Genomic DNA, 22,837 nt, shown 5'->3' with positions numbered 1-22,837 from the left:
TTATATGTACTCTCGGACTCTACCCCCGCAAATCAGGCGCGGTGAGAGCCCGAGAGTGGATTTATGAGCGGCGAAAGCGCTCGATCTCGCGCCAGAGCGCCCGCGCATTCTCAATCAGGCCGTCAAACGCCCCATACTTATAAAAATTAATAAACAAAAGGCCCACAGGCACGGCCAGGATCATGCCGGCAATCCCGCGCGCCTTAAAGCCGATATACAGCAGAAACAGCGTCATCAGCGGCGGGATCCCCATGGAATCCCCCACGATCTTCGGCTGAATAATCTGGCGCACCACCTGAGTCAGGATGTAAATCAGGATCAGGCCCGCTCCATACGCATATTCGCCTGTAAAAAGCTTGATCGCCGCCCACGGAAGCAGCACGGTCCCGGTCCCGAATATGGGCAGGAAATCCAGCAGGGCGATGAGCACAGCCAGCACAAGCCCGTACCGCACGCCCAGCACAAGAAGCCCTGCGGCCAATATGCCCGCCACCACGAACATAATCCGAAACTGCGCCAGAAAATAGCCGCCGATCAGGCCCTTTGCATCCCTTTTTAAATACTCCGTATACTGGAACACGGCGCGCGGCAGATGCGCCGTGAGCCAGCCCATGACTGCCTCCCGCTCTGCCAGGAACAGGTACGAGGCCAGAAACATCACGATCGTATTCACCATCGCATTCGGTATGCCTCTCGCCACGCTTCCGGCCAGCTCCACCGTCGGCGCCGCCGCCTTTGACACCAGACCCCCGATGCTTCCCCTCACAGCCTCCCAGAGCCCGGAGAGAAGGCCGCTCATGCCGTCCGGCAAAAAGGAAAACAGCCGTTCGCCGTTTGCAAACGCCCCGTCGATCTCCAGCAGCGCGTGCTCATACAGGGCCGGGATATCGGCGGCAAAGGCCGACAGCTCCCGGTAAACCAGCAGGACCGCCAGGTAGATAAGCCCAATCACTGCCGCAAGCGCCGTTACCATGACCGCTATGGAGCTGTGCCGTCTCACAATCCGCAGGCGGCGTTCCAGATAACGAACCGGCGCGTTGGCCGCCATGGCGACCAGCCATCCGACGACGAACGGCATAAAAAAGCGCAAAAGCTTAGGCCCCCACACGCAGGCCAGGTAAATCCCGGCCAGAGGAAACGCGACATTGAGCAGCATCCGGACATACCGCTTTACGTCCTCTGTCATATCAGGCCGTAGTGTTGCGCAATCGCCCGGAACGCGGGCAGAGAGCGCTCGATCTGTTCATAGGACACACAGTACGCAAGCCGCACATATCCGCCGCAGGCGAATGAGCTTCCCGGAACCACCAGGACATTGTGTTTCTTGCAGACCTCGCAGAACTCCTTCTCATCCTCCTCCGGAGATTTCATAAAGAGATAAAATGCGCCCTGCGGTTTCACGCATGTGAACCCGCACTCCCGCAAACCGTTGTACAGGAGATTCCGGTTCCGGTCATACGCCGCCACATCCACCTCCGCGTCCAGACAGCGCCCAATCACGCGCTGCATCAGGGAGGGCGCGTTCACGCAGCCCAGGACGCGGTTCGCAATCGAGGCCGCCTTAAAGACCTCTCCCGCACTTTCCATCTCATCCGGGATCACCAGATAGCCGATCCGCTCCCCGGGCAGGGACAGGGACTTGCTGAACGAATAGCAGATAACCGTATTCCTGTAATACCCGGTGACAAAAGGAACCTTTACGCCGTCATACGCCAGCTCCCGGTACGGCTCATCTGAGATCAGGGCGATCTGCGACTGGAATTCCCCCTGCTTCCTCTCAAGGATCCCTGCGATCCGTCTCAGCGTCTCATCCGAATAAACCACGCCTGTGGGGTTATTCGGCGTATTGATGATCACCGCCTTAGTCCGCTTGCTGATCCGCTTCTCAAATTCCTCAAGATCCGGCTGGAAATCTGCGGTATTGGGGGGTACGACGCGCAGCTCCCCGTCATAATTGCGCACATATGAGCCGTACTCCACAAAATACGGGGCAAACGTTACCACCTCGTCGCCCGGATCCAAAATGGTCTTTAAGATCACATTCAGCCCGCTGGCCGCCCCGACCGTCATCAGGATATTCCCCTTGTGGAACCGCGTCCCAAAGCGCCGGTTCAGCGAATCGGCGACCGCCTCCCGCACATCCTCATAGCCCGCGTTGGACATGTAGCCGTGGACAAACAGGGAATCCTCCTGCTCCAGGATATCCAGAATCGCCTCCTTTACCTCCCCCGGCGCAGGGACGCTCGGATTTCCGAGGCTGAAATCAAACACATTTTCCCGGCCGTAAAGGCGCGCCAGCCGGTTTCCCTCCTCGAACATCATCCGGATCGCGGAATTGTTCTGAATCATCGGCGTCATTTTTTTGGAAATCATCATAACAAAGCCCCTTTCTTAATCGCAAAACGCCTGCCTCCCCTGCGCCGCCCGCTCCCGGACAGCCCGCTTCCCTTAAAAAAGGAGACATAAAGCGCCGCCGCCCCTGTGACTGCCAGATAAAACCAGGTCGCGGGATTGCTGAACCACGTTGTAAAAAAGGATAAAAGCAGATAAAACGCCATCTGCGCATACAGCAGGTACAGGATGGGATTGCGCACATGCTCCATCTTCCGCATCAGGACAAAGGATACAAAGCCCAGGACACAGGAAAACATCAGCACGCCGAGCAGCCCAAAATCATAATATGCGTCATAAATCAGCGTTAATGTCGTCATCTCCGTCCTGGTGACAAAAACCGGCCCCGGTGTCAGGGACGGATACAGAAATTTCAGCCCGCTTAAGCTCCACAGAGGGGCCAGCATCCGCATGCCCCATGTGTGCCCCGCGCCCTGCCCGGTCAGGCAGTTAAAATTATCGTAATTGTTGGCCACATACATATAGGGCTGTGAAAGAAAGAGCGGCATCTTCTCCTGCTTCATCTCAAAAACGGCCTTTAAATACGCGCTGTCATGGCTTCTGGCAGCCGTCATCGCCACATACGCCGCGGCAAACGCCGCCGCCGCGCCCAAAAGGATGGGCAGGCGCACCCGTTCCCCCATCTGGATATACGTAAAGGCCGCCAGAAGCACTGCCAGAAGAAGCTGGGAACGCGACACACAGAGAACGGGAATCAGCAGGGCCAGCGCGTCCATCACAAGAAGCGCCGCGGTCTGCGTCTGATTTCGGCCCCGGTCAATACAGAAATACATCACGGAAAGGGAGGGCACAAGCGCGCACGACACGGTCACATAATGGATCCCCGTCAGGTGGAAATACGAATACGCGTGCGGAACCCCCCTCACGAAAAGCGGGATATAGCCAAGCGCCGCCGCCTCGGCCGCAAAACACCCAGCTGACAGCACGGTAAGGATACAGGCCGCCGCAAAGATCGGCTGCTTCGCATCCCCAAAATCCGCGCGCCGGCTCTGGCGGTTCCACCTCGCGCCGCTTCCGCCCTCCAGATACCAGAAGACCGCATAAAAACCGGAAAACGCAGCCAGAAACGAAAGCCAGGTCATGGCATTCCAGTCCTGGCTTAAACGGCTGAGCCGCAGGGCGGCCAGCCCCTGCCCGCCCACAAAGGACAGCGCAAACAGGGCGCGCAGGTGGAGCGCGTTCCCGGACCGCCTGTAATCCTCATAATACAGCCACAGCGCCGCCCCCAGAAGGCAGAGCCCGGCCGGATACGGATGCCGGCTCATAGCAAACATCCAGGCCGCCCCATAGCACAATACATAAACGATCATGAACTTGTTTCCCTTCCATAAGACGGAAGGGCCGCGTTTCTCCTTCGCCGCCCTTCCCTTTTCGTGTCCGCGTCCTCACGCGATGCCGCGTGCAGACCTATTCCCCCAGTCCCTCGTCCACAATCCGCAGCATGGAGGACAGCGCTTCCTCCTCGTCCCGTCCCTCACAGATAAATTCGATCTCGTCCCCGCACTTAATACACGCGCCCAGCACGCTCAGCACGCTTTTTGCGTTGGAGATCGTATCCCTGAATTTAAACGTAACGGAACACTCATGCCTCGACGCCTCATTGCACAGGATCCCGGCCGGCCTCAGATGGAGGCCCGTTGAATTTTTAATTGTCGCCATCGCGCGAACCATCGCCAAACACCTCCGTTTCTTCCTTTCTGTCAAACCGATATGGCCGCTGTCGCCATAAACATACGGCCCTCACAGCATCATCTCAATATTTTTACTGCGTCTCTCCCTCTGTCTCTGCCGCAGTTTCCGCTTCCGTCTCCGGGCCGGCCCCGGCGGCCGCTTCCTGGGCGCCTTCCGCTTCATTCGGCCTGTCCGCCTCTGCCACGGTCACCGTAACCGGGGACGAGGCGATCACCTCAAACGCGTCATCCAGCCGGATCTGAGCCGTGACCGTGTGGACGCCGGGCGTAAGGCCCGTCACGTCCGCCTGTATATTCATTTTATCCACAGAAAGACTGTCCAAATCCTCTTTTAAGCCCCTCACACGGATCTCTGCCTTTGAATCTCCCAGGGAATAGCTTAGTGAATCCTCCTGGCCGGCAAGCGTGATATCCTTTGCCTCTGCCGTAAAGCTCCGCTCCCTCAGCCGCTCCACCCGGAGCGTGATCTCCACCACCGTATTCTCCAGCCCGGCGATGCTCAGCTTGGGATCCAGATGATCCGCCAGATCAATCTGGCACACCTTATCCTGCGTCGCGCCCTGGATATTCAGGGCCGGATCCTGGATGGTAATGGTGTTTAAAGAAGCCAGATCGGATTTAAGCCCCGCCACGGATATGGTGCGCAGGCTCGCCTCCGCGCCCGTGTAGCGGTATCCGGCCGCCACCTCGCCGCTCACCACAAAATCAAGCGGAATCTCCCTGACCTTCAAAATCTGCATCGAATAGGAAACATCGCCGCTCAAGGTGCGGACCGATTCGCCCAAATCCTTCAGCACATTTCCGTTTGCGTCATAGTACACAGGTGTCGCCATGCCGCTCACATCCGCCGTCGCTCCCTCTACGTCAAATTCGATTCCCACGCTGCTGATCTGCCCCATCAGGGAGACAGGCCCCCTGACCGATACCTGGGAGGGGATTATGGAAATCGTACCCGGCTGGCAGCCCTCGCCCGGCGTTCCGGCCGGCCGGGCCTCCAGGGCAAAGGATTTTGTAAGAATGTCCTCGGTCTGGATCTTCAAAACCTCCGGAGCCTTCACCACCGGGGCCGATTCAAGCAAATCCTTATTTTTCAGGACCTCCACCCGGATCGGTATCGCGCCTGTCACATCATACATCTCCGACAGATCCACATAAGCCCTGAAATCCGTATCGCGCAGCCGGTACGCGTCCTTGGTCCGGATCTTGTAGCTTATGGTAGCCGTCTTCTTTCCAACCACCTCATACGCCAGATTTGCCCGCTCCAGAATCGAATCATTTACAATCTCAACCTCAATCTCCTGTGTCGCCGTCACAATCGGGTTGGCGATATTGACCACAGCCAGCCACACAAAGAATGCGCAGAACAGCGAGAGAAGCTTGATCCACAAATTTCTAGTCAGCCTTTCTTTCATTCCTCCGCCTTCCCTTCCAAATCCTGAACCTTCCCGCTCCCGCGTCGTCCCGCTTTATCATGACAGAGAGAAGCCCGCGCAGATCCTCCGCGTCCGACACCCGGCGGAGCTGCCCGCCCGAGGCCACGGAAACGCGGCCCGTCTCCTCCGACACCACAAGGGTAATGCTGTCCGAGGATTCGCTGACTCCCACCGCCGCGCGGTGCCTGGTGCCCAGATCCTTGCTGATCGCCATGTTATCCGACAGCGGCAGGTAACATGTGGCCGCCGTCACACGGTTGCCGCGGATCACGACTGCGCCGTCGTGAAGCGGCGTATTGTGCTCGAAAATATTGATCAGGAGCTGGCTCGTCACAATACCGTCCACCTGGATCCCCGTGCGCTCGATCTCATTCAGCTTCGTCGTCCGCTCAATCACCATCAAAGCGCCGGTCTTCACTTTGCCCATCTCAAAGCAGGCCCGCACCAGCTCATGGATCGTCTTCTCCGTAAACGCCTCGTTCTGCTTCTCATCCTCCTGCGCAAACAGGCTGGTGAGCACGTTCCTGCTCCCGAGCTGCTCCAATGCCTTCCTGAGCTCCGGCTGAAAAATAATCAGAATCGCCGTCACCGCGATATAGGAGATCTTCTCCAGAAGCCACAGGATCGTATCCAGCTCCATCACAGCGGCAAACATGAAAAATGCAAGGATAAACAGAATCCCTTTAAGGAGCGTCCATGCCCTTGTATTCTTTATCCAGACCAGCACCTCATAGATTACGATGGCAATGATCGCAATCTCCAGAAAGTTTTTTATCGTAATCTTCGGTACAAACGAGATCCAGGAATAGATCTCCTTTAAAAATTCTGCCATGCATCCACTTCCCTTAAAAGCGCGGGCGCCGGGCAGACGCAGATTCAGCGCCTGGCCGCCTTGCGCGTATTAATCCTTTTTACCTTAACGTCCGGCCTTGTCACCGTAAGCTTCGGGACCGCCTTCACATAATAATAATACTCGTCATCCTCAAACTGCACGTATTCCGTCCTGCTATAGTCTACGGCAAAAACAAAAAAATGGTACGCCCCGGCCGCTGCGCAGGACAGCACAATCCCAAGCGTCATCTCCGGCAGCGACATCTCCACGCCGAACCGGAAATCCCCCACAAAAATGACCACCACCTGCGCGATCACACCCGCCGCGATGGCGATGATCCAGGAATAGCTGACGGACCACCTCTTAATCAGATGAACAACCAGGACGCCCAGACAGCAGGCGGCCATCATCACCAGCATGACCTGATTGCCCAGAAGGCCCTTCACAGCCCCGATAAAGACCTGCGTCATCTCCTCCTGCCCGCTGCCGGCCAGAAAGCCGCTGTTCATCTTTGTATACAGCATCACATAATAAATGAAAATCCCGCAGCACATGGGAATCACGGAAAGAAGGCTGCCCGCCAGCCCCGTAAGCAGCGGAATCACAAACGGCATCTTCAGAAAAAACAGAATCGGCGCCGCAAGAAGCAGCACACTGTCCCCGGGCCGGAAGCTGTAGTAGAGAAGCGCCACCACCAGGATAAACACCAGCGTGATCACCGTCACCTCCATGGAAGCCGCCGAGAGCTGCGCCAGCAAAAAGCCGCCGCACAAAAACGCGATCGCCCCGTAAGGAAGGCACGCGCATACAAGACCCATCCCCGCCGGAACTAGCGGCCCGCTGAGCTTTGGCATAAAACCCACGTTCTGGTTCATCAGAAAAACGGCCGTAAAGCCGACCGCAAAGCGGATCACCGGTATGGCAAACGCGCTGTACTTCGCGTAAAAGGCTTTAAGCCCCTCCTTAAATACAAGCAGTCCCATCATATGCGTCCGCCCTCCCTGGCCAGCTCCCTGGAACGGCTCTGATACTCATAACGCTTGTCCAGGTGCTTTAATTTCGAGATGTAGATGCGGTTCATCTTCACCTCATACTCATAACGCCTGCTGTATACCGCTACAACCAAAAGCAGGTAGGCCAAAAGCCCCGCGCCGTATATCCAGCCGCCCTTAAGCGCCAGGGCCGCCAGGCGCTCAAACTCCATGGTGCTTAAAAATTCATCCATATTCATCAGCACCCACAGGGCCAGAAGCATCAAAAAACACAGCGTATAGTGAATCAGACCGCTGATCAGGCCCCTGCTGATATAATCGCTCTTAAAATAACCGGACGCGTCCCTTAAGCAGCACTGGTTCTTCTTCTCAAACATAGCCAGATCCGTCATCAGACGGATCTTTTCTTCATTCAGCATAATGTCACTCTCCAAACCTGATGCGCAAACATGTATGGTTCAAGCGGCTGTCCCGGCCGGGGCGCGCTGTCTGTAATACAGCAAGGAACTGTGAATAAAAGAGAAAATTTGCTTTTGTGCTGGCGCATGGCAGATTCTCTCTTTTTTAACGAGGCAGACGGCCTGTGGAACAAACCTCTGATTGTTTTGCGTGGCTCATAGCATATGGAGTTATTATATCATAAGTTATGGTAAATGGCGAGCATATTACAGAATTTTCATAAAATTGTAATGTAACTGGGTTACTGTTCACGGCTGCGCCGTTCACAGCAACATGATGCACACAAAATGGGCAGACTGCCCATTTTGGCGCCTGCTGCCCTCGGGTTTTCTGTGACCTTCGCTCACAAAAAACACCTCGCGGAATACTACCCGTAAACAGTAACGTAACTGGTTACTAAATGTTGCCGGTAATGGATCGGCCTACTCATACCGCAGCGCATCAATCGGATCCGCCTTCGCCGCCTTGGACGCGGGATAAAGCCCGAAAAAGATCCCCACCACGGCCGAGAACGACACAGCCAGAATCACCACTCCCGGTTTTACGATCGTCGGAACGCCGAGGGCCATCCCGGCGAGGCTGACGATGCCTCCGCCGAGGATGATTCCGATGACGCCCCCGCACGCGGAGAGGATGGCGGACTCGGTCAGGAACTGGATCAGGACGTCCCGCGTGCGGGCTCCCAGCGCTTTGCGGATGCCGATCTCGCGCGTCCGCTCCGTGACGGATACAAGCATGATGTTCATGATGCCGATTCCGCCCACGATCAGGGAGATCGCCGCGATCCCGCCGACCGCCATGGAAAGGTTGGCCATCATGGAGTCCATCTGGCCCATCTGGCCGATAGCGGTTTCCATGCGGAAATCCTCCGGCCTGCGATCCTTAAGCTTTGCGACATAGGCGGTTATCTCGCTGTAAAAGGTGTTCAGCTCCAGCTCCGTCATGCCTGTGTCCGCGAAAAAATGGCAGAAATAGAAATAATCGTTGGGCCAGGTAAGAAGCGTCCAGGGCACGTATGCCTTTCCGTTGTCGCCGCCCGAGCCCATCACCATCTGCTGGAAGGCGCTCATTTTTTTCTGATAAACGCCGACAACCGTGTATTCCTGCATATTTCCGAAAATCTCGGCCCGGAAGGTCCGGCCCACCGCGTTTTCCGTCCCGAACAGGCGTCTGGCGCTGTCTGCCTCCATGACCGCGTTCTGGCGGCGGCCCTTGATGTCGCCGGCGTTCAGATAACGGCCGTACAGGATATCCACTGGCTGCACCTCCTGATAGAGATAATCCACGCCGGAAAAATTGAATTTAAGCGAAGCATACTCCGAAACGGCCTCGCTGCTGGCGCTCATGTTGCTGTCGATATAGCTGATTTTATCCCCGAACACTTCCTTGATCCGGCTTAAATCATCCATCGTAAAATAATCGCTCTGCCTGACATCGTCCACCCAATACCCGATGCTTAGGTACGCCTGCGTGATGCCGATGTCCTGATAAATGCTGGAAAACAGGCCGCGCATCGTGTCCCCGATGGAGACAATGGCAATCACCGAGCCGATGCCGATGATGATGCCCAGCATGGTCAGGAAGGCGCGCATCTTATTGGCGCGCAGGGCCGTAAAGGCCATCTTCATATTTTCTAACAGCATATATTCCCCGCCTCCTTATCCCCGTCCGTCCCCGGATCCCGGGCCGGCTTCCGGGGCGGACTGTCCACGCCGCCCGCCGCCTCTGGCGAAAGATCCCGCCGCCGCGCCGGTTTGGGGTTCCTGACATCGCTTACCACCTTCCCGTCCCGGAAACGGATGATCCGCTCCGTGAACGCCGCGATGTCCTCCTCATGCGTTACCACCACCACCGTGGCCCCCTCGTCGTGAAGCGCGGAAAACAGCTCCATGATCTCGATCGAAGACGCTGTATCGAGGTTTCCGGTGGGCTCGTCCGCGAGAATGAGCGGCGGCTCATTGGCCAGCGCCCTGGCAATGGCCACCCTCTGGCGCTGGCCGCCTGACATCTCGTTCGGCATATGTTCGATCCGCTTCCCAAGGCCCACGCGCTCCAGAAGCGCCACCGCGCGCTCATGGCGCAGCCGCTTTGGCACATGCGCGTACGTCATGGGCAGCTCCACATTCTTGACCGCGGGCGTCCTCGAGATCAGATTAAAGGACTGGAACACAAAGCCGATCTTCTGGTTGCGGATCCGCGAGAGCTGATCCTCGTTCAAGGTGGAGATATCGATCCCGTCCAGGTAGTAATGTCCCAGCACCGGGCGGTCCAGGCATCCCAGAATATTCATCAGCGTGGATTTTCCGGAGCCGGACTGGCCCATGATCGCCACGAACTCGCCCTTTTTAATGGTCAGGTTGATGTTGCTTAAGCCGATCACCTTCACAGCCCCGGTATCATATACCTTACAGAGATTCACGATCTTGATCAGCTCATCCGTCTCCACTTCCGGGAGCTCCCCCCTGCTGCTTTTAAGCCATCTCCTTATCATACGCCAGCCCCCTGCGCCATGGTCACAGACATGCCTTCCGCCAGGCCCGCGGGATTGGGGATGAGCAGCATCCCCTCTGTGAGAGCGCCCTCCTCAACGGGGAGAATCTCCACCTCCAGATCACTTTCCACACCGGTCGTGACCGGAATCAGATGCACGAGATTCGTTGCCGCGTCCACAGTCGCCACGCACACGTTCCCCTCCGCGTCCGCGGTCAGGGCCGTCTGCGACACCTTAAAAGTCTGGCTCGCCTCCCCGATCACGATCGACGCCTTGGCGGTGATCCCTGCAATCAGGCCGCCGGAGCTCTCCCCGTCGATGCGGATCGTGGCGGGAACCACGCGCTCCGAGGATCCGCCCCCCTTTTCCTCTCCGGTCGGGGAAATGGAGACGATCTCGCCCCGGGCAGGCGTCCCGTTGAGAATATCAGCCGTGATCTCCGCCTTCTGCCCCACCTGCACCTTGCCGATGGAATACTCGCTGACCGCGATCACCATCTCCAGGATGTCCAAGTTCTCCACGATGAACATGGGCTTTTCATCCTCGGGCTTATCCGCAAACTGCCCCACCTTGGAGTTTACCCGCACCACAGTCCCGGCGATCGGGCTCTTCACCTCCGTATTCTCCAGATCCTTCTTCTTCTGATCCAGCTCAAACTGGGCGGACTTCACCTTCAGCTCATACGATTTGTCCGGAACCGCCCGGCCGCCCTGCACAGTAAAGGATTCCACCTGCCGCGCCGCGTCCTTTAACGCATTATTCACCTGCTCCATCTCCGCCTGGGAAATGTCGCCCGCCGCAAACAGGACCTGATTGCGGTTATAATTCAACTGCGCGGTCTGGTAATCCTGCACGGCCTTCTCATAATTGTGCTGCGTATCCCGGATATTCTCATTGTATTCGCTGACAGCCAGCTCATACGAGTTCTGCGCTATCTCCACTTCCCTGGCTGCGTCCGAGCTGTCGATCCGGGCCAGCGTCTGCCCCTTTTCCACCCGGTCGCCCTCTCGCACCATGATCTCCAGCACCTCCGCGTGCAGATTGGACACTACATCCGCGCTCTCCGTGCCGGACACCGGCCCGTTTAAGCTCAAAACCTCCGTCACATCCCCCTTTTCCAGCGGGAGCGCGGAAACCATGACAGCCGGCTCCTTTTTCGGGCAGGCCGCCCGGCTTATCACAAACAGCAGTACGGCAGACAGGGCAAAAAGCCCCAGCTTTTTCTTCCCGCTAAGGCCCCGGATTCCGTTAAAAACAGCCTTTGCGCGGCCGCCTTTCCCCTCGTTTGCCCTGTCTTTTTCCCGCGCTTTATCCCTGCGCTTTCCGCCCTTTTTCTTCTTTCCCGGGGAATGATCCTCTGACAGGTATTCTCCCAGGATCTCCTGCATCTCCTCGTCCGTCTTCTCTTCTGCAAATTCCGGTTTCTGGCCTTTTTTCTGCATCTCCATCTTCTCTTCTTTTTCCTTTTTATGCCACATATCCGACTCCCTGTATATGTATTGTCCCGGGGCGTGTCTGAAAATGCCCCGCCGCCCGGCGGCCTGAAGGCCAAAACACATCTGCCGCCTTTATTTATAGAACGAGACAGAGCTTCCTATCTCTTCAAATTTCTTTTAAAATTGCATTCCCCACTTCCTGCGTCGAGGATGTTCCTCCCAGATCCGGGGTAAGGGCCTCGCCCTTAACGAGCACGCGCTCGATCGCCGCCAGGATCCGCGCCCCCCATTCCTCATAGCCAAAGAAATCAAGCATCTGCGACACAGACCATACAGCCGCCATGGGATTGGCGATCCCCCTGCCGGCAATATCCGGGGCCGAGCCGTGGATCGGCTCAAACATAGACGGGTAACGCCGCTCCGGATTTAAGTTCGCGCCGGCCGCAAGGCCCATCCCGCCGGCGATCGCCGCGCCCAGATCCGTTAAAATATCGCCGAACAGATTACTCGTCACCACCACCTCAAAACGCCCCGGATCCTTTACCATAAACATGCTTGCCGCGTCCACCAGGTATGCGTGCGTCTCCACATCCGGATACTCCCGGCTGACTTCATCAAATATCTGATCCCAGAACACCATGGAATAATTCAGCGCGTTTGCCTTGCTCACGCTCGTTAAGCTCCGCCTCTCCCGCCGCGCCGTCTCAAAAGCATAGCGGATGATCCGCTCGCAGCCCGCCCTGGAAAATACGCCGTCCTGGATCACCACCTCCTGCGGCTTTCCCCGGTACAGCCAGCTCCCGCTCCCGGCATACTCGCCCTCGCTGTTTTCGCGGATAAAGGTCATGTTTACCTCTTCCTTTTTAACGCCTTTTAGCGGGCACGGCGCTCCGGAAAGCAGCTTCACCGGACGCAGGTTCACATACTGATCAAACCCCTTGCGGATCGTGAGCAGGAGATCCCACAGGGAAATGTGATCCGGCACGCCCGGCGCGCCCACGGCCCCCAGAAAAATCGCGTCAAAGTCCTTAAGCCGCTCCATCCCGTCCTCATCCATCATGCGCCCGCGCTTTAAATAATACTCGCACCCCCACGGAAACCAGATATCCTCCACCGCAAACGCGCCGTCCATCCGCGCAACCTGCTTTAAAAGCTTCATTCCCTCCGCGACCACCTCCGGTCCCACCCCGTCGCCCGGGATCACGGCAATCTTCCATGTTTTCATAATCTTCTCCTTTCCTCCGTAAGCGTCCAATATACTCCGGAATCTCGCTGCGCCTGATTTTGCTAGAGCGTGTTTGAAAAATGCTTTCTGCCAGATGTGCGTTCCGCTTTGTGGGAGATTTGGGCCAAATGAACGCGGCGCAGTGGGCTGCGTTCATTTGGCGCAAAACTCCCACAAAGCAGCACGCACAGCTACCAGAAAGCAATTTTCAAACACGCTGTAGTACATTTCATAACCTCTGAACTGTACTTCCCTGTCACTGCGGGGCAATTTTCCCGCCCGATGCCAGGCCGCAACGCAAAACAGCCATAACCGGAACCCTGTCCGGATATGGCTGCACAGGCGCCCTCCCCAACGAAAACAATGCCTGAGGCGGACGCCGTACCCGTCCAGCTCGTCTGAACGGGGGTATGTCCTATTCGTCAATACTGTAATTCGGCGCTTCCTTCGTGATATGGATATCGTGAGGATGGCTTTCCTTCAGCGACGCAGCGGAAATCTTAATGAACCGGCCCGTCTCCTGCAGCGTCCTGATATCCGGCGCGCCGCAGTAGCCCATGCCGGCCTTAAGCCCGCCCAGAAGCTGGAATACCGTGTCCTCCACCAGGCCCTTGTAGGCCACGCGGCCCTCTACGCCCTCCGGAACCAGCTTCTTCGCGTCGCTCTGGAAATAACGGTCCTTACTGCCGTTCTCCATGGCCGCAATCGAGCCCATCCCGCGGTAAACCTTATACTTTCTGCCCTGATACAGCTCAAAGGTTCCCGGGCTCTCGTCGCACCCGGCGAACATGGAACCCATCATGCACACGCTTCCGCCCGCGGCGATTGCCTTCGTGATATCGCCCGAATACTTGATGCCGCCGTCCGCGATCACCGGGATGCCGTACTCCTTCGCCGCCTCATAACAGTCCATCACCGCCGTGATCTGCGGCACGCCGATACCCGCGACCACGCGCGTCGTGCAGATCGAGCCCGGCCCGATGCCCACCTTCACCGCGTCCACGCCGGCCTCGATAAGCGCCCTCGTCGCCTCGCCCGTCGCCACGTTTCCCGCGATCACCTCCACCTTCGGGTAAGCGTCCTTGATCATCTTCACACAGCGGATCACATTCGCCGAATGGCCGTGCGCGGAATCCAGCACAATCACATCCACCTTGGCATTCACCAGCGCCTCCACGCGCTCCAGCACATTTGCCGTGATGCCCACGCCCGCGCCGCACAAAAGCCTCCCCTGCTCGTCCTTCGCGGAGAACGGATAACGGATCTGCTTTTCAATATCCTTGATCGTAATCAGGCCCTTTAAATTGAAATCATCGTCCACAATCGGAAGCTTCTCCACTCTGGCGCGCGCCAGAATACTCTTGGCCTCCATGAGCGTGATGCCCTCCCTGGCCGTAACCAGGTGCTCGGATGTCATGCACTCCTTGATCTTCTTGGAAAAATCCTCCTCAAACTTCAGATCGCGGTTCGTGATAATGCCCACCAGCCTGCGCCCTTCCGTGATCGGCACGCCCGAAATGCGGAACTTGCCCATCAGCTCGTCGGCATCCTTAAGTGTATGTTCTGGGGATAAATAAAATGGGTCTGTAATAACGCCGTTCTCAGAGCGCTTTACCTTATCAACTTCCTCGGCCTGCGCCTCAATAGACATGTTCTTATGAATAATTCCAATACCGCCCTGCCGGGCCATGGCAATCGCCATCCGGTGTTCCGTAACTGTATCCATACCGGCGCTCATTAACGGGATGTTCAGCTTAATCTTCTTCGTCAGGTTCGTCGAAACGTCAATCTGGTTCGGGATCACTTCGGAATACGAGGGGACGAGCAGCACGTCGTCAAAAGTAATGCCATCGCCAATAATCTTGCCCATTGAATTTTCCTCACTTTCGTATTATTTTTGTGTCTTTGGACTAAAGACTACAATTTTAGTAGTATCTTAGTGTATCAGATTTGGACAATATTGTCAATCGGAAAATCTTTTTGGAAAATCTTTTGGAAAATCTTTTGGATTTTGCTAATTGTGAAAGGGACGCCGTGGACAGGCTCTATATCCAACGGAACCCCGCTCCCGCTGCGCTTTTCTCCGAGCGGGAGCGGGGTTCCGTTGGATATAGAGGCTCTCGGGCGGCGGCCTTTACACAATAAACCGCGGCCGGCAATCCTTCACTCCGCTTAAGTATCCGTTCATACCCCTTCTTGACTTTCCCTCCCCCCTTTGCTAGTATAATGTAAAACCCGACAACCCATGCCCCAAAAGAGGAACATAACCCCATGAAGCCCAGACGAATCATCCTCCTGCTCCCGGCCCTGCTTATACTGATCCTGGCCCTGAGAGCCGCCTTTACCCCAAAGCACACCGAGATCAGCCGCACGGATTTCCTTTTAAATACATTTGTTACCATCACGCTCTACGATACCCGGGATGAAGCCATCCTTGATTCCTGTATGGATCTGGTAAAAAGCTACGAAAACAGATTCAGCAAGACCATAGAATCAAGCGAGATTTACCGCTTAAACCACCGCGCCCCCGGCGAGACGGTTTTCACCCTGTCCGACGACACGGCGGAGCTGATCCGCACAGGGCTTTACTACAGCGGGCGCTCCGGCGGGGCCTATGATCTGACGATCGAGCCTTTGAGCACCCTCTGGAATTTCACCGGCGGGACGCATGAGGTCCCGCCCGCGCAGGCAGTTGCCGAAGCGGCGGCCCGCGTTGATTACCGTCTTATCCGGCTTGAGGGGAACACGCTGACCTTTCTCTCTCCGGATGTGACCCTGGATCTCGGCTCCATTGCCAAGGGCTACATCGCGGATCGGGTAAAGGAATACCTTGTAAGCCGGGGGGTGGCGAGCGCGATCATTAACCTGGGGGGGAATGTCCTCTGCGTGGGCCAGAGGCCGGACAATGAACCGTTTCGCATCGGCCTGCAAAAGCCCTTTGAGGATCGCAATGAGCTGATCGCCCGGCTGCGGATCCGCGATCAGTCGGTTGTCTCCTCCGGCGTGTATGAGCGCTGTTTTACCGTGGACGGGACGAATTACCATCATCTGCTGAACCCGGATACCGGGTACCCTTACGACAACGGGCTGATCGCCGTTACGATCGTTTCCCCCCATTCTGTGGACGGGGACGCCTTAAGCACCGCCTGCTTTTCCATGGGGCTGGAAAAAGGGATGGCCCTCCTTCAGTCCATGGAAGGCATTTACGGATACTTTATAACCGGGGACTATGAGATTCATTATTCGGACGGCGCAAAAGAGCTTTTGGAGCCGGGACAGGGATGAACCGATGGACGCAGGCTGTTTGCGTGAAAGGAGGCTTTTCTGAAATATGGAGCGCAAAAAACGAAATGACCGCATCCTTGCCGGCGGGCTGCTTGCCCTGGCCGCCGTGTTTCTTGCCGGCGCGCGCCTCGCCCGCCGGGATGCCGGCCGCATCGCGCAGGTTGACATCGACGGGCAGACTGTGTGGGAGCTTCCCCTCTCCCGGGATACGGAGCTTCTTCTCGAAAATAAAAACGGCGGCGTAAACCGCCTGGTGATCCGGGACAAAAAAGCCTCTGTCACAGAGGCTTCCTGTCCGGATCAGATCTGCGTCCGCCAGGGCGGGGCCGGCGATAGCGGGCAGACCATCGTCTGCCTGCCGAACCGCATCGTGATCACGATCCGCTGAGCGGGACGATCTCCTCCATGAGGTTTGCCATTTCAGACAGATCGCCCATGAGCACGGCGCCCTTTAAGCGGCCGTTGACAAACACGCGTTTTTTATACGCATTTCTCGCCTCATCCAGCTCCTCCGCGATTCGGGAGGGGCTGTTTTCATCTGTGTGAACGTCCCCGATGCAAAACAGCGCGGTCTGAAAGCCGTGAAAGGAAATCCCGGACGCAGCGGGCTCATAGCACACCGCCTCCCCGGCTGCGTTTGCGCCCGCCGTTTTGCCCTGCTGCGCCGCTGCGCTCCAGAGCCCTTCGATTGTCCCTGCGTACTCTGCGCAGTCCCCGCAGGCGTAGACGCCGCTATGGCTCGTCTCCATGCGCTCATTTACGAGAACTCCGCGCCGGATATCAAGCCCGGCCTGTTTCGCAAGCTCTGTATTGGCCCGGATCCCGACGGAGACGATCACCAGATCCGCCGGGATAAATCCCCCGTCCTCAAGGCTCACGCCAAAGTCCCCGCCGTCTCCCGCCTGGTACGGCGCAATCTCCTTTACCCTGGCTCCTGTCAGGATCCGCGCGCCCTCCTTCTCTGCGAGTGTCTTTAACAGATCCGCTGTGCGGACGTCAAGCTGGCGCGGCATCAGGCATGGCCCGGACTCCACAACCGTGACCTGGCAGCGCACCCGGCAAAACTCCCACGCCGCCTCCAGCCCCAGCACGCCTCCCCCGATCACCGCCACGCGGCGCAGCCCTGGAAGCATCTCCTGGATCCGTTTGACATCCGAGAGACGGCGTATGGCAATCACACGCTCCTGCGCAGCCCCTTCGACGGGGGGGAGCGCCTGCTCTGCCCCCAGGGCATAGATGAGCTTATCCCAGGGAAGCTTTGTCCCGTCCGAAAGTACGGCTTCCTTTCTGTCCCTGTCAACCGAAACGGCCCGTTTGCCCAGAATCCGGTAAATCCGGCGCTTTTCATACCATTCCTCCCCGTAAACGGCCGTCTGCTCCGGCGCGGGATTTGCCAGAAGCGCCTTGGTCAGCATGGGGCGGTTATACGTATCATACATCTCCTCCGAGACAAGGATCACAGAAGCCGTCTGATTTCTCTGCCGGATGGCCTCCGCCGCCGACAGCCCGGCAATGCCGTTTCCGAGAATGACAAAGCGTTCCCTTGTATCGCGCCGCCAGGAAGTCTCCTCCTCCTGCGCCGGGACAAAGTATTCCTTTCCCACGCCGCAGACCGGGCATGTCTCCAGGGACGAGTCAAAGATCTCCCCGCAGACCAGGCATTTAACCAGCGTCCGCGCGCCCTTTTTCTCAGCCTGCTTCTTTCCCGCCTCCGCCCCGCCCTGCACGAGCAGGCCGAAACGGAAGCCATATTCGTACGCGTCCGCGCAGCCCGTCTTCCCCGGCTTAAACCGCACCCTGAGGCCGTCGTCCGGAACGCGGAATTTGAGCTGGCGCAGGCGTTCCGTTATGTGCGTCACGCCCTCCCCGCTCCAGCCGTAGCTGCCAAAAGCCGCCGCATACGCACCTTTATGCGCGACCGGGAATATGGACGTCGTCAGATCCCAGATCGGCTTTAAAGCCTCTCCCAGAATCGTCGGCGTTCCGAACAGGATTCCGTCCGCAATGGAAATCTCCGCAAGAACCGCCGCCGGATCCGCCTCCACCATGTCATAGAGCCGCGCCGCCACAGGACCGCTGTCCCGGATTCCGTCCGCGATCCCCTCGGCCAGCTCCTTTGTATAGCCATATGCGCTGACATACGGAATCACCACCGTCTTTTCCCGGTTCGGGTTCTCTATCCTGCACCAGTCCTCATAAAGGCTGAATATCTCCCCGATTTTCGTATCCAGCACAGGCCCGTGCCCGGTGCAGATCATCGAGGGCTTAAGCGCCCGCGCCCGCTCAAGGCCCTTTTGCATATACGGCTTAAAGGGGCCGAGAATATTGTCAAAATAATACTTCGCCGCCTTTTTGTAGCTCTCCTCGTCCCGCACCTCGCTGCGCAGGATCCCCTCTGTCCCGTAATGCGCCCCAAAGGAGTCGCATGTCAGAAGGATCGCGTCCTCTTCAATGAACGTATACATCGTATCCGGCCAGTGCAGGTTCGGAACCGACAGAAAGCGGAGCGTCTTACCCCCGATCCGCATGGTTTCCTGATCCTTTACCGCAATCCCGAAAAAATCGCGGTTTACGATGTGCTTTAAGAAATTCAGGGCGCAGCCGGTGGCCACGATTTTAAGGCCCGGATTTCGCTCCAGCAGATATTCCACGCTGCCCGCGTGATCCGGCTCCGTGTGATCAAGGATCAGGTAGTCGATCTGCCCCACCCCGGCCAGCGACTCAAGCTCCTCTATATATTCCTCCAGAAACACGGCCTTCGCCGTCTCAAACAGAATCGTCCTGCCCTCTGTTTTCAGCACATACGAATTATATGTGGTTCCAAACTCGGTCTTCATGATGATGTCAAAGATCCGGAGATTCGGATCCATGATCCCAGTCCAGTAAAACCCCTCCCTGAGCATTTTTGTGCGCACGCCCGCCACTCCTTTCCCGGCCTGCCGCGGCGTGAAAGACGCCGCGCCAATCCTTTTTTCGTATAGTATGGCAGGCTTTACGGAAATCTATTCCGGCGGGCGTTTTCTGTTTAAGAAGTTCCTTACTGCGCCTCAAACGCCTCTCCCTGCTTTCCCGCCGGATCCTTCTGGCTCAGCGCCAGGGGCATGTTGATGCTCATCGGATTCAAGAGCATCCCCTTTGCCTGCGGCGCCAGCGCCTTCATAATCTTGTCAAACGGTATCACAAGCGGGCGCAGCTTGTCCTCCTTATTGAACTTCTGGAATTCCAGCGCATCCGTAAAAAACGGCTGATACACCGTATCCGCGCCCAGCTTCATAAGCGGCACGCGGCTCGTCTCCTTCTCCACCCCCAGGATATAGCTTCCCCTCTTTAAATGGCCGGTAATCTCCTCCTGCAGCCTCTGAAGCTGCGGCGTGTTCTCCAGATTCGGCTGCCGCCTCAGCTCCTGCATATAATAAAGGGACGTCAGATAAAGGGCCGGATTTTCGATCCATACCTTGCCCTCCGGAAGCGAGTCCGGCGTCCGCCGCTGCAGGATCTCCTCAAGCTGAATCACCTCCCGCTCCCGGGAAGCCTCAGTCAAAAGCGCGTTAATTCCCATTGTGTAAAGGCTGGTATAAAAAGCCAGCAAATGCTCGCCCTCCACCCGGGCCACCTGCACCGGAATCTTCTGCTCTGAAAAGCGCTCGCTCTCGGCCCTGGCCTCTTCCCGGTCAAGAAAAACCAGAATCTCATCGTCAAACGTCTCCGGATCGCAGAGCACATACGGCGCTCTTGTACACATTGATAACAGAAAATACACATGCGGCGCAGACTTGAGGGCTGACAGCACCTTCCTCTCCTGCCCTGTCCCGTCTGCGCGGCTCTCCCCATTTATATTCCCGTTCTTATATTCATCCATTGTTCATCCATCCTCCTTATCAACACTGTCAGACAAAAGGCCGGCGGCCTTATCTTATCCATCCATTATAACGATTTTCCTGCGGGTATGCAACTTCAAAGTGTATCTGCCAGCTTTGAAGAATGAATTTTGTGTAACAGTTCAGACAACCTGAACTGTTACGGCATCCGCCCATGAAAATCACTTCGCGACGGGGCAGATGCCTGCTGCCGCTATGTTTTCGTACGGTCAGCGCAACAGGTGCGCAGACCTATCTGAACTGTTACAATTTTGTTACTATTCACGGGCAATGTCAGTTAGTTAAGCATCAGGTTAGACCTTTATAGCAGAATCTAACCTGATGCTTAACTAACTGACATTGCCCGTAAACAGTAACCGATATCCTGCCTTACACATAAATATTCCCAGAAACCGCTTTACCGAACCTGAGATTTGTGGTACAATTTGTATAAGGTTTCATATTCATGCATAAAATTTTTGTCACTATTTACCTATGTATCAGACAAAAACTTTATCATACGGCGGCGCGGCGGGACGAACAGCCGCGTACAGCCCAAATGGACGGCAAACCAAAAATTTTTAAGGGAGGATTTAGATATGAAACATGGGGGGGACTCTTCCCGCGCGGCGGGGAGACGGCGCAGAACAAGTATACGCACTAAAATTATCAGCATGGCCATGCTGGTTTCCCTGATACCGCTGATACTGTCTTATATCATCAGCCTGTCCATATCTGCAAAGTCCGGGCGGGAGGATGCTTATGACAAGATCCGCGATCAGACAAGCAGCGTTGCGGAGCAGGTGCGGCTCTATGTCGAAAAAGGATATGCCGTGGTCGAGGCGCTGTCAAGCGGCGAGGATATCCTTTCCTCTGATCCGGACATCCAGAAAGAGATTCTGGTCAGTACCGCGGAAAATAATCCGGCCTTTCTCCTCTTATACAATCAGGACACTACCGGACAGCAGACCGCCAGGAGCACGGGCGAACTCGGAAACCGCGCGGACCGCTGGTGGTTTATCCAGGAGATGGAGACGCACAAGCCGTTTGTATCCAAATCGTACTACACACTCAACACCAACGAGGCCGTGACCTCCATCGTTTTCCCTGTCTGGGACAGAAATGATGAGATTGCCGGGGTACTGGCCGCTGACATGAGCCTTGCGCAGCTCCAGGAGATCATCAACCGCTACAACACAGCCGACCTCTACACGGTCCTCATCGACGGCGAGGGCAATGTCATCGCCCATCCGGACGAAACGCAGGTATCTGAGATCTACAACTATATCAAAGGTACGAAATCCATTCTGAACGGAGATACCACGACCGAGACGCCGATTGACCTTCCGGACGGGCTTCAGGATATGACTCGCCAGCTCCTTGACGGACACTCCGGCACCACGGAGCTCAAAAACATGAAGGGCAGGGATTCCCTTTACTCCTATTGTCCCATCGAGATTCCGGGCGATTCTGAAATGTGGGGCGCCGTGACGGTCCAGACAAAGGCCGCCGCCTATGCCAGCACCTATCACATGATTTACTTAAACATCCTTCTGGCTGTAGTGATGGTGATTGTGGTTGTGATTGTCGCAGTCATCTTTGCCAACCGCCTCACCAAACCGCTCAAGACGCTCTCAAACGCCGCCGAGCAGATTGCGGACGGGAATTTTGACGTACATCTCAGGGCCGAAGGCAATGACGAGATTGGGGACGTATCAGAAGCCCTCGGCAAGACCGTGGTGCGTTTAAGCTCCTACATCAACTACATAAACGAGATCACCGATGTTTTAAACCGCATATCAAAGGGCAACTTAAAGTTTGAGCTCACTTACGACTATGCCGGTGAATTTGCCAAGATTAAGGAAGCCCTGTTCAACATCCGCACCACGTTAAACGACACGATCTCCCAGATCAAGAAGGTGGCCCATGTCGTCAATTCCGAGTCCGGTACGCTCCTGAACGGCTCTCAATCCCTGGCTCAGGGAACGACAGAGCAGGCTTCCTCTGTTGAAAAACTGTCCGAAAGCATCAACGAGATTTCAAGCCATGTCAGAAAGAGCGCTGAAAACGCCCGAAATGCGGAGCGGATCTCCGAGCAGACCGGAATCGTTGTGGAAAAGGGCAATGAACAGATGGGCGAGATGATCTCAGCCATGGACGAGATCTCCAGAAGCGCCCGCGAGACAGGCAAGATCGTGAAAACCATCGACGATATCGCCTTCCAGACCAATATACTGGCGCTCAACGCCGCGGTGGAGGCCGCCAGGGCCGGAGACGCCGGAAAGGGCTTTGCCGTCGTAGCCGACGAGGTGAGAAGCCTGGCCCAGCGTTCCGCTGACGCCGTAAAAGAAACCACCGCCCTCATCGGCCGCTCGGTCAAGACAGCCGAAAAAGGCGCGGCGATTGCCAACGAGACAGCCTCCAGTTTAAACGAGATTGTAAACGGCAGCAACCAGACGCTGAACCTGATCCGCGAGATTGCCACAGCAGGAAAGGAAGAGGCGGACTCCATCACCCAGGTCACCGAGGGCGTGAGCCAGGTGTCCGCCGTCATCCAGACCACCGCGGCCACCGCCGAGGAGAGCGCCGCCGCCAGCGAGGAGCTGTCTGAGCAGGCTGAGAGGCTGCAGAAGCTGGTGAATCTGTTCAATTTGAATGACGAGCGTTAAGCCGCATGTAAAGGATTATAGCGTATAGGATGTAAGGAAAAGCCAACTGTCTGAT

18 protein-coding genes and 2 pseudogenes are annotated in these 22,837 nt (G+C 56.6%); 4 read left to right on the top strand and 16 right to left on the bottom strand.

Features of this window, described 5'->3' with window-relative positions:
* Positions 1 to 61: 61 nt before the first annotated feature.
* The 13 genes and pseudogenes from ytvI to NFS31_RS28310 form a co-directional block, all read right to left on the bottom strand.
* A complete protein-coding gene (gene ytvI / locus NFS31_RS10395) occupies positions 62 to 1,186 on the bottom strand; it encodes a sporulation integral membrane protein YtvI (RefSeq protein ID WP_251494516.1) in 1,125 nt (374 codons plus the stop codon).
* Positions 1,183 to 2,373 carry a pyridoxal phosphate-dependent aminotransferase gene (locus NFS31_RS10390; RefSeq protein WP_251494564.1) on the bottom strand — a complete coding sequence of 397 codons (1,191 nt, stop codon included), beginning with the start codon at positions 2,371 to 2,373 and terminating at the stop codon, positions 1,183 to 1,185. The genes ytvI and NFS31_RS10390 overlap by 4 nt, the downstream gene beginning before the upstream one ends.
* Positions 2,373 to 3,722, bottom strand: coding sequence for an O-antigen polymerase (locus NFS31_RS10385; protein WP_251494513.1), 1,350 nt, complete (start codon positions 3,720 to 3,722; stop codon positions 2,373 to 2,375). Before NFS31_RS10385 ends, NFS31_RS10390 begins: the two co-directional genes overlap by 1 nt.
* Before the next feature lie 97 nt (positions 3,723 to 3,819).
* Positions 3,820 to 4,083 carry an HPr family phosphocarrier protein gene (locus NFS31_RS10380; RefSeq protein ID WP_251494510.1) on the bottom strand — a complete coding sequence of 88 codons (264 nt, stop codon included), beginning with the start codon at positions 4,081 to 4,083 and terminating at the stop codon, positions 3,820 to 3,822.
* A 91-nt stretch (positions 4,084 to 4,174) separates the two neighbouring features.
* A complete protein-coding gene (locus tag NFS31_RS10375) occupies positions 4,175 to 5,515 on the bottom strand; it encodes a CdaR family protein (protein ID WP_251494508.1) in 1,341 nt (446 codons plus the stop codon).
* Complete coding sequence (gene cdaA, locus NFS31_RS10370; RefSeq protein WP_251494503.1) at positions 5,496 to 6,368, bottom strand: diadenylate cyclase CdaA; 873 nt, start codon at positions 6,366 to 6,368, stop codon at positions 5,496 to 5,498. Before cdaA ends, NFS31_RS10375 begins: the two co-directional genes overlap by 20 nt.
* A gap of 44 nt (positions 6,369 to 6,412) precedes the next feature.
* On the bottom strand, positions 6,413 to 7,354 hold the full coding sequence (locus NFS31_RS10365) for an ABC transporter permease (protein ID WP_251494500.1): 942 nt from the start codon (positions 7,352 to 7,354) through the stop codon (positions 6,413 to 6,415).
* Entirely contained in the window at positions 7,351 to 7,779 is a 429-nt protein-coding gene (locus NFS31_RS10360) for a hypothetical protein (RefSeq protein WP_251494497.1), read from the bottom strand. The genes NFS31_RS10365 and NFS31_RS10360 overlap by 4 nt, the downstream gene beginning before the upstream one ends.
* 462 nt (positions 7,780 to 8,241) lie before the next feature.
* Positions 8,242 to 9,462, bottom strand: coding sequence for an ABC transporter permease (locus NFS31_RS10355; RefSeq protein WP_251494495.1), 1,221 nt, complete (start codon positions 9,460 to 9,462; stop codon positions 8,242 to 8,244).
* Complete coding sequence (locus tag NFS31_RS10350; protein ID WP_251494492.1) at positions 9,453 to 10,310, bottom strand: ABC transporter ATP-binding protein; 858 nt, start codon at positions 10,308 to 10,310, stop codon at positions 9,453 to 9,455. The genes NFS31_RS10355 and NFS31_RS10350 overlap by 10 nt, the downstream gene beginning before the upstream one ends.
* Positions 10,307 to 11,788 (bottom strand): efflux RND transporter periplasmic adaptor subunit, encoded by a 1,482-nt coding sequence (locus NFS31_RS10345; RefSeq protein ID WP_251494489.1) that lies wholly within the window; start codon positions 11,786 to 11,788, stop codon positions 10,307 to 10,309. The genes NFS31_RS10350 and NFS31_RS10345 overlap by 4 nt, the downstream gene beginning before the upstream one ends.
* A 124-nt stretch (positions 11,789 to 11,912) precedes the next feature.
* Positions 11,913 to 12,971 carry a tartrate dehydrogenase gene (locus tag NFS31_RS10340; RefSeq protein ID WP_251494486.1) on the bottom strand — a complete coding sequence of 353 codons (1,059 nt, stop codon included), beginning with the start codon at positions 12,969 to 12,971 and terminating at the stop codon, positions 11,913 to 11,915.
* Between the two features lie 58 nt (positions 12,972 to 13,029).
* Positions 13,030 to 13,128, bottom strand: a pseudogene (locus tag NFS31_RS28310) (DUF6783 domain-containing protein); the annotation flags it as partial.
* On the opposite strand from NFS31_RS28310, the pseudogene NFS31_RS28305 reads away from it, so the two are divergent.
* Positions 13,105 to 13,213, top strand: a pseudogene (locus NFS31_RS28305) (DUF6783 domain-containing protein); the annotation flags it as partial. The pseudogenes NFS31_RS28310 and NFS31_RS28305 overlap by 24 nt on opposite strands.
* A gap of 173 nt (positions 13,214 to 13,386) precedes the next feature.
* Here NFS31_RS28305 and guaB read toward each other — a convergent pair.
* Entirely contained in the window at positions 13,387 to 14,841 is a 1,455-nt protein-coding gene (gene guaB, locus NFS31_RS10335) for an IMP dehydrogenase (RefSeq protein ID WP_251494484.1), read from the bottom strand.
* 401 nt (positions 14,842 to 15,242) lie between these two features.
* Here guaB and NFS31_RS10330 point away from each other — a divergent pair, with 401 nt between their 5' ends.
* The gene (locus NFS31_RS10330) at positions 15,243 to 16,256 is read left to right on the top strand and encodes an FAD:protein FMN transferase (RefSeq protein ID WP_251494480.1); all 1,014 of its coding nucleotides are present in this window, start codon (positions 15,243 to 15,245) and stop codon (positions 16,254 to 16,256) included.
* Between the two features lie 46 nt (positions 16,257 to 16,302).
* Positions 16,303 to 16,644 carry a NusG domain II-containing protein gene (locus NFS31_RS10325; RefSeq protein WP_251494477.1) on the top strand — a complete coding sequence of 114 codons (342 nt, stop codon included), beginning with the start codon at positions 16,303 to 16,305 and terminating at the stop codon, positions 16,642 to 16,644.
* Here the strand turns inward: NFS31_RS10325 and NFS31_RS10320 are convergent.
* On the bottom strand, positions 16,631 to 19,171 hold the full coding sequence (locus NFS31_RS10320; protein ID WP_251494474.1) for an FAD-dependent oxidoreductase: 2,541 nt from the start codon (positions 19,169 to 19,171) through the stop codon (positions 16,631 to 16,633). The genes NFS31_RS10325 and NFS31_RS10320 overlap by 14 nt on opposite strands.
* 122 nt (positions 19,172 to 19,293) lie before the next feature.
* Entirely contained in the window at positions 19,294 to 20,115 is an 822-nt protein-coding gene (locus tag NFS31_RS10315; protein WP_251494471.1) for an SseB family protein, read from the bottom strand.
* Between the two features lie 597 nt (positions 20,116 to 20,712).
* Between NFS31_RS10315 and NFS31_RS10310 the strand changes: the two genes are divergently transcribed.
* Positions 20,713 to 22,782, top strand: coding sequence for a methyl-accepting chemotaxis protein (locus NFS31_RS10310; RefSeq protein ID WP_251494468.1), 2,070 nt, complete (start codon positions 20,713 to 20,715; stop codon positions 22,780 to 22,782).
* The last annotated feature ends 55 nt before the right edge of the window (positions 22,783 to 22,837 follow it).

Origin of the sequence: Otoolea muris (assembly GCF_943193115.1) — a bacterium.
GTDB classification, from domain to species: Bacteria; Bacillota; Clostridia; order Lachnospirales; family Lachnospiraceae; genus Otoolea; species Otoolea muris.
Note: the sequence above shows the minus strand (reverse complement) of the source record. Positions and strands in the feature narration are given on the sequence as shown.

Coding starts and splice junctions, on each gene's coding strand:
- NFS31_RS10385 (WP_251494513.1), bottom strand. CDS start 3,722: ATGATCGTTTATGTATTGTGCTATGGGGCGGCCTGGATGTTTGCTATG.
- NFS31_RS10345 (WP_251494489.1), bottom strand. CDS start 11,788: ATGTGGCATAAAAAGGAAAAAGAAGAGAAGATGGAGATGCAGAAAAAA.
- NFS31_RS10315 (WP_251494471.1), bottom strand. CDS start 20,115: ATGGATGAATATAAGAACGGGAATATAAATGGGGAGAGCCGCGCAGAC.
- NFS31_RS10310 (WP_251494468.1), top strand. CDS start 20,713: ATGAAACATGGGGGGGACTCTTCCCGCGCGGCGGGGAGACGGCGCAGA.
- NFS31_RS10365 (WP_251494500.1), bottom strand. CDS start 7,354: ATGATGGGACTGCTTGTATTTAAGGAGGGGCTTAAAGCCTTTTACGCG.
- NFS31_RS10355 (WP_251494495.1), bottom strand. CDS start 9,462: ATGCTGTTAGAAAATATGAAGATGGCCTTTACGGCCCTGCGCGCCAAT.
- cdaA (WP_251494503.1), bottom strand. CDS start 6,368: ATGGCAGAATTTTTAAAGGAGATCTATTCCTGGATCTCGTTTGTACCG.
- NFS31_RS10380 (WP_251494510.1), bottom strand. CDS start 4,083: ATGGTTCGCGCGATGGCGACAATTAAAAATTCAACGGGCCTCCATCTG.
- NFS31_RS10390 (WP_251494564.1), bottom strand. CDS start 2,373: ATGATTTCCAAAAAAATGACGCCGATGATTCAGAACAATTCCGCGATC.
- NFS31_RS10375 (WP_251494508.1), bottom strand. CDS start 5,515: ATGAAAGAAAGGCTGACTAGAAATTTGTGGATCAAGCTTCTCTCGCTG.
- NFS31_RS10330 (WP_251494480.1), top strand. CDS start 15,243: ATGAAGCCCAGACGAATCATCCTCCTGCTCCCGGCCCTGCTTATACTG.
- NFS31_RS10350 (WP_251494492.1), bottom strand. CDS start 10,310: ATGATAAGGAGATGGCTTAAAAGCAGCAGGGGGGAGCTCCCGGAAGTG.
- guaB (WP_251494484.1), bottom strand. CDS start 14,841: ATGGGCAAGATTATTGGCGATGGCATTACTTTTGACGACGTGCTGCTC.
- NFS31_RS10360 (WP_251494497.1), bottom strand. CDS start 7,779: ATGCTGAATGAAGAAAAGATCCGTCTGATGACGGATCTGGCTATGTTT.
- NFS31_RS10340 (WP_251494486.1), bottom strand. CDS start 12,971: ATGAAAACATGGAAGATTGCCGTGATCCCGGGCGACGGGGTGGGACCG.
- NFS31_RS10325 (WP_251494477.1), top strand. CDS start 16,303: ATGGAGCGCAAAAAACGAAATGACCGCATCCTTGCCGGCGGGCTGCTT.
- ytvI (WP_251494516.1), bottom strand. CDS start 1,186: ATGACAGAGGACGTAAAGCGGTATGTCCGGATGCTGCTCAATGTCGCG.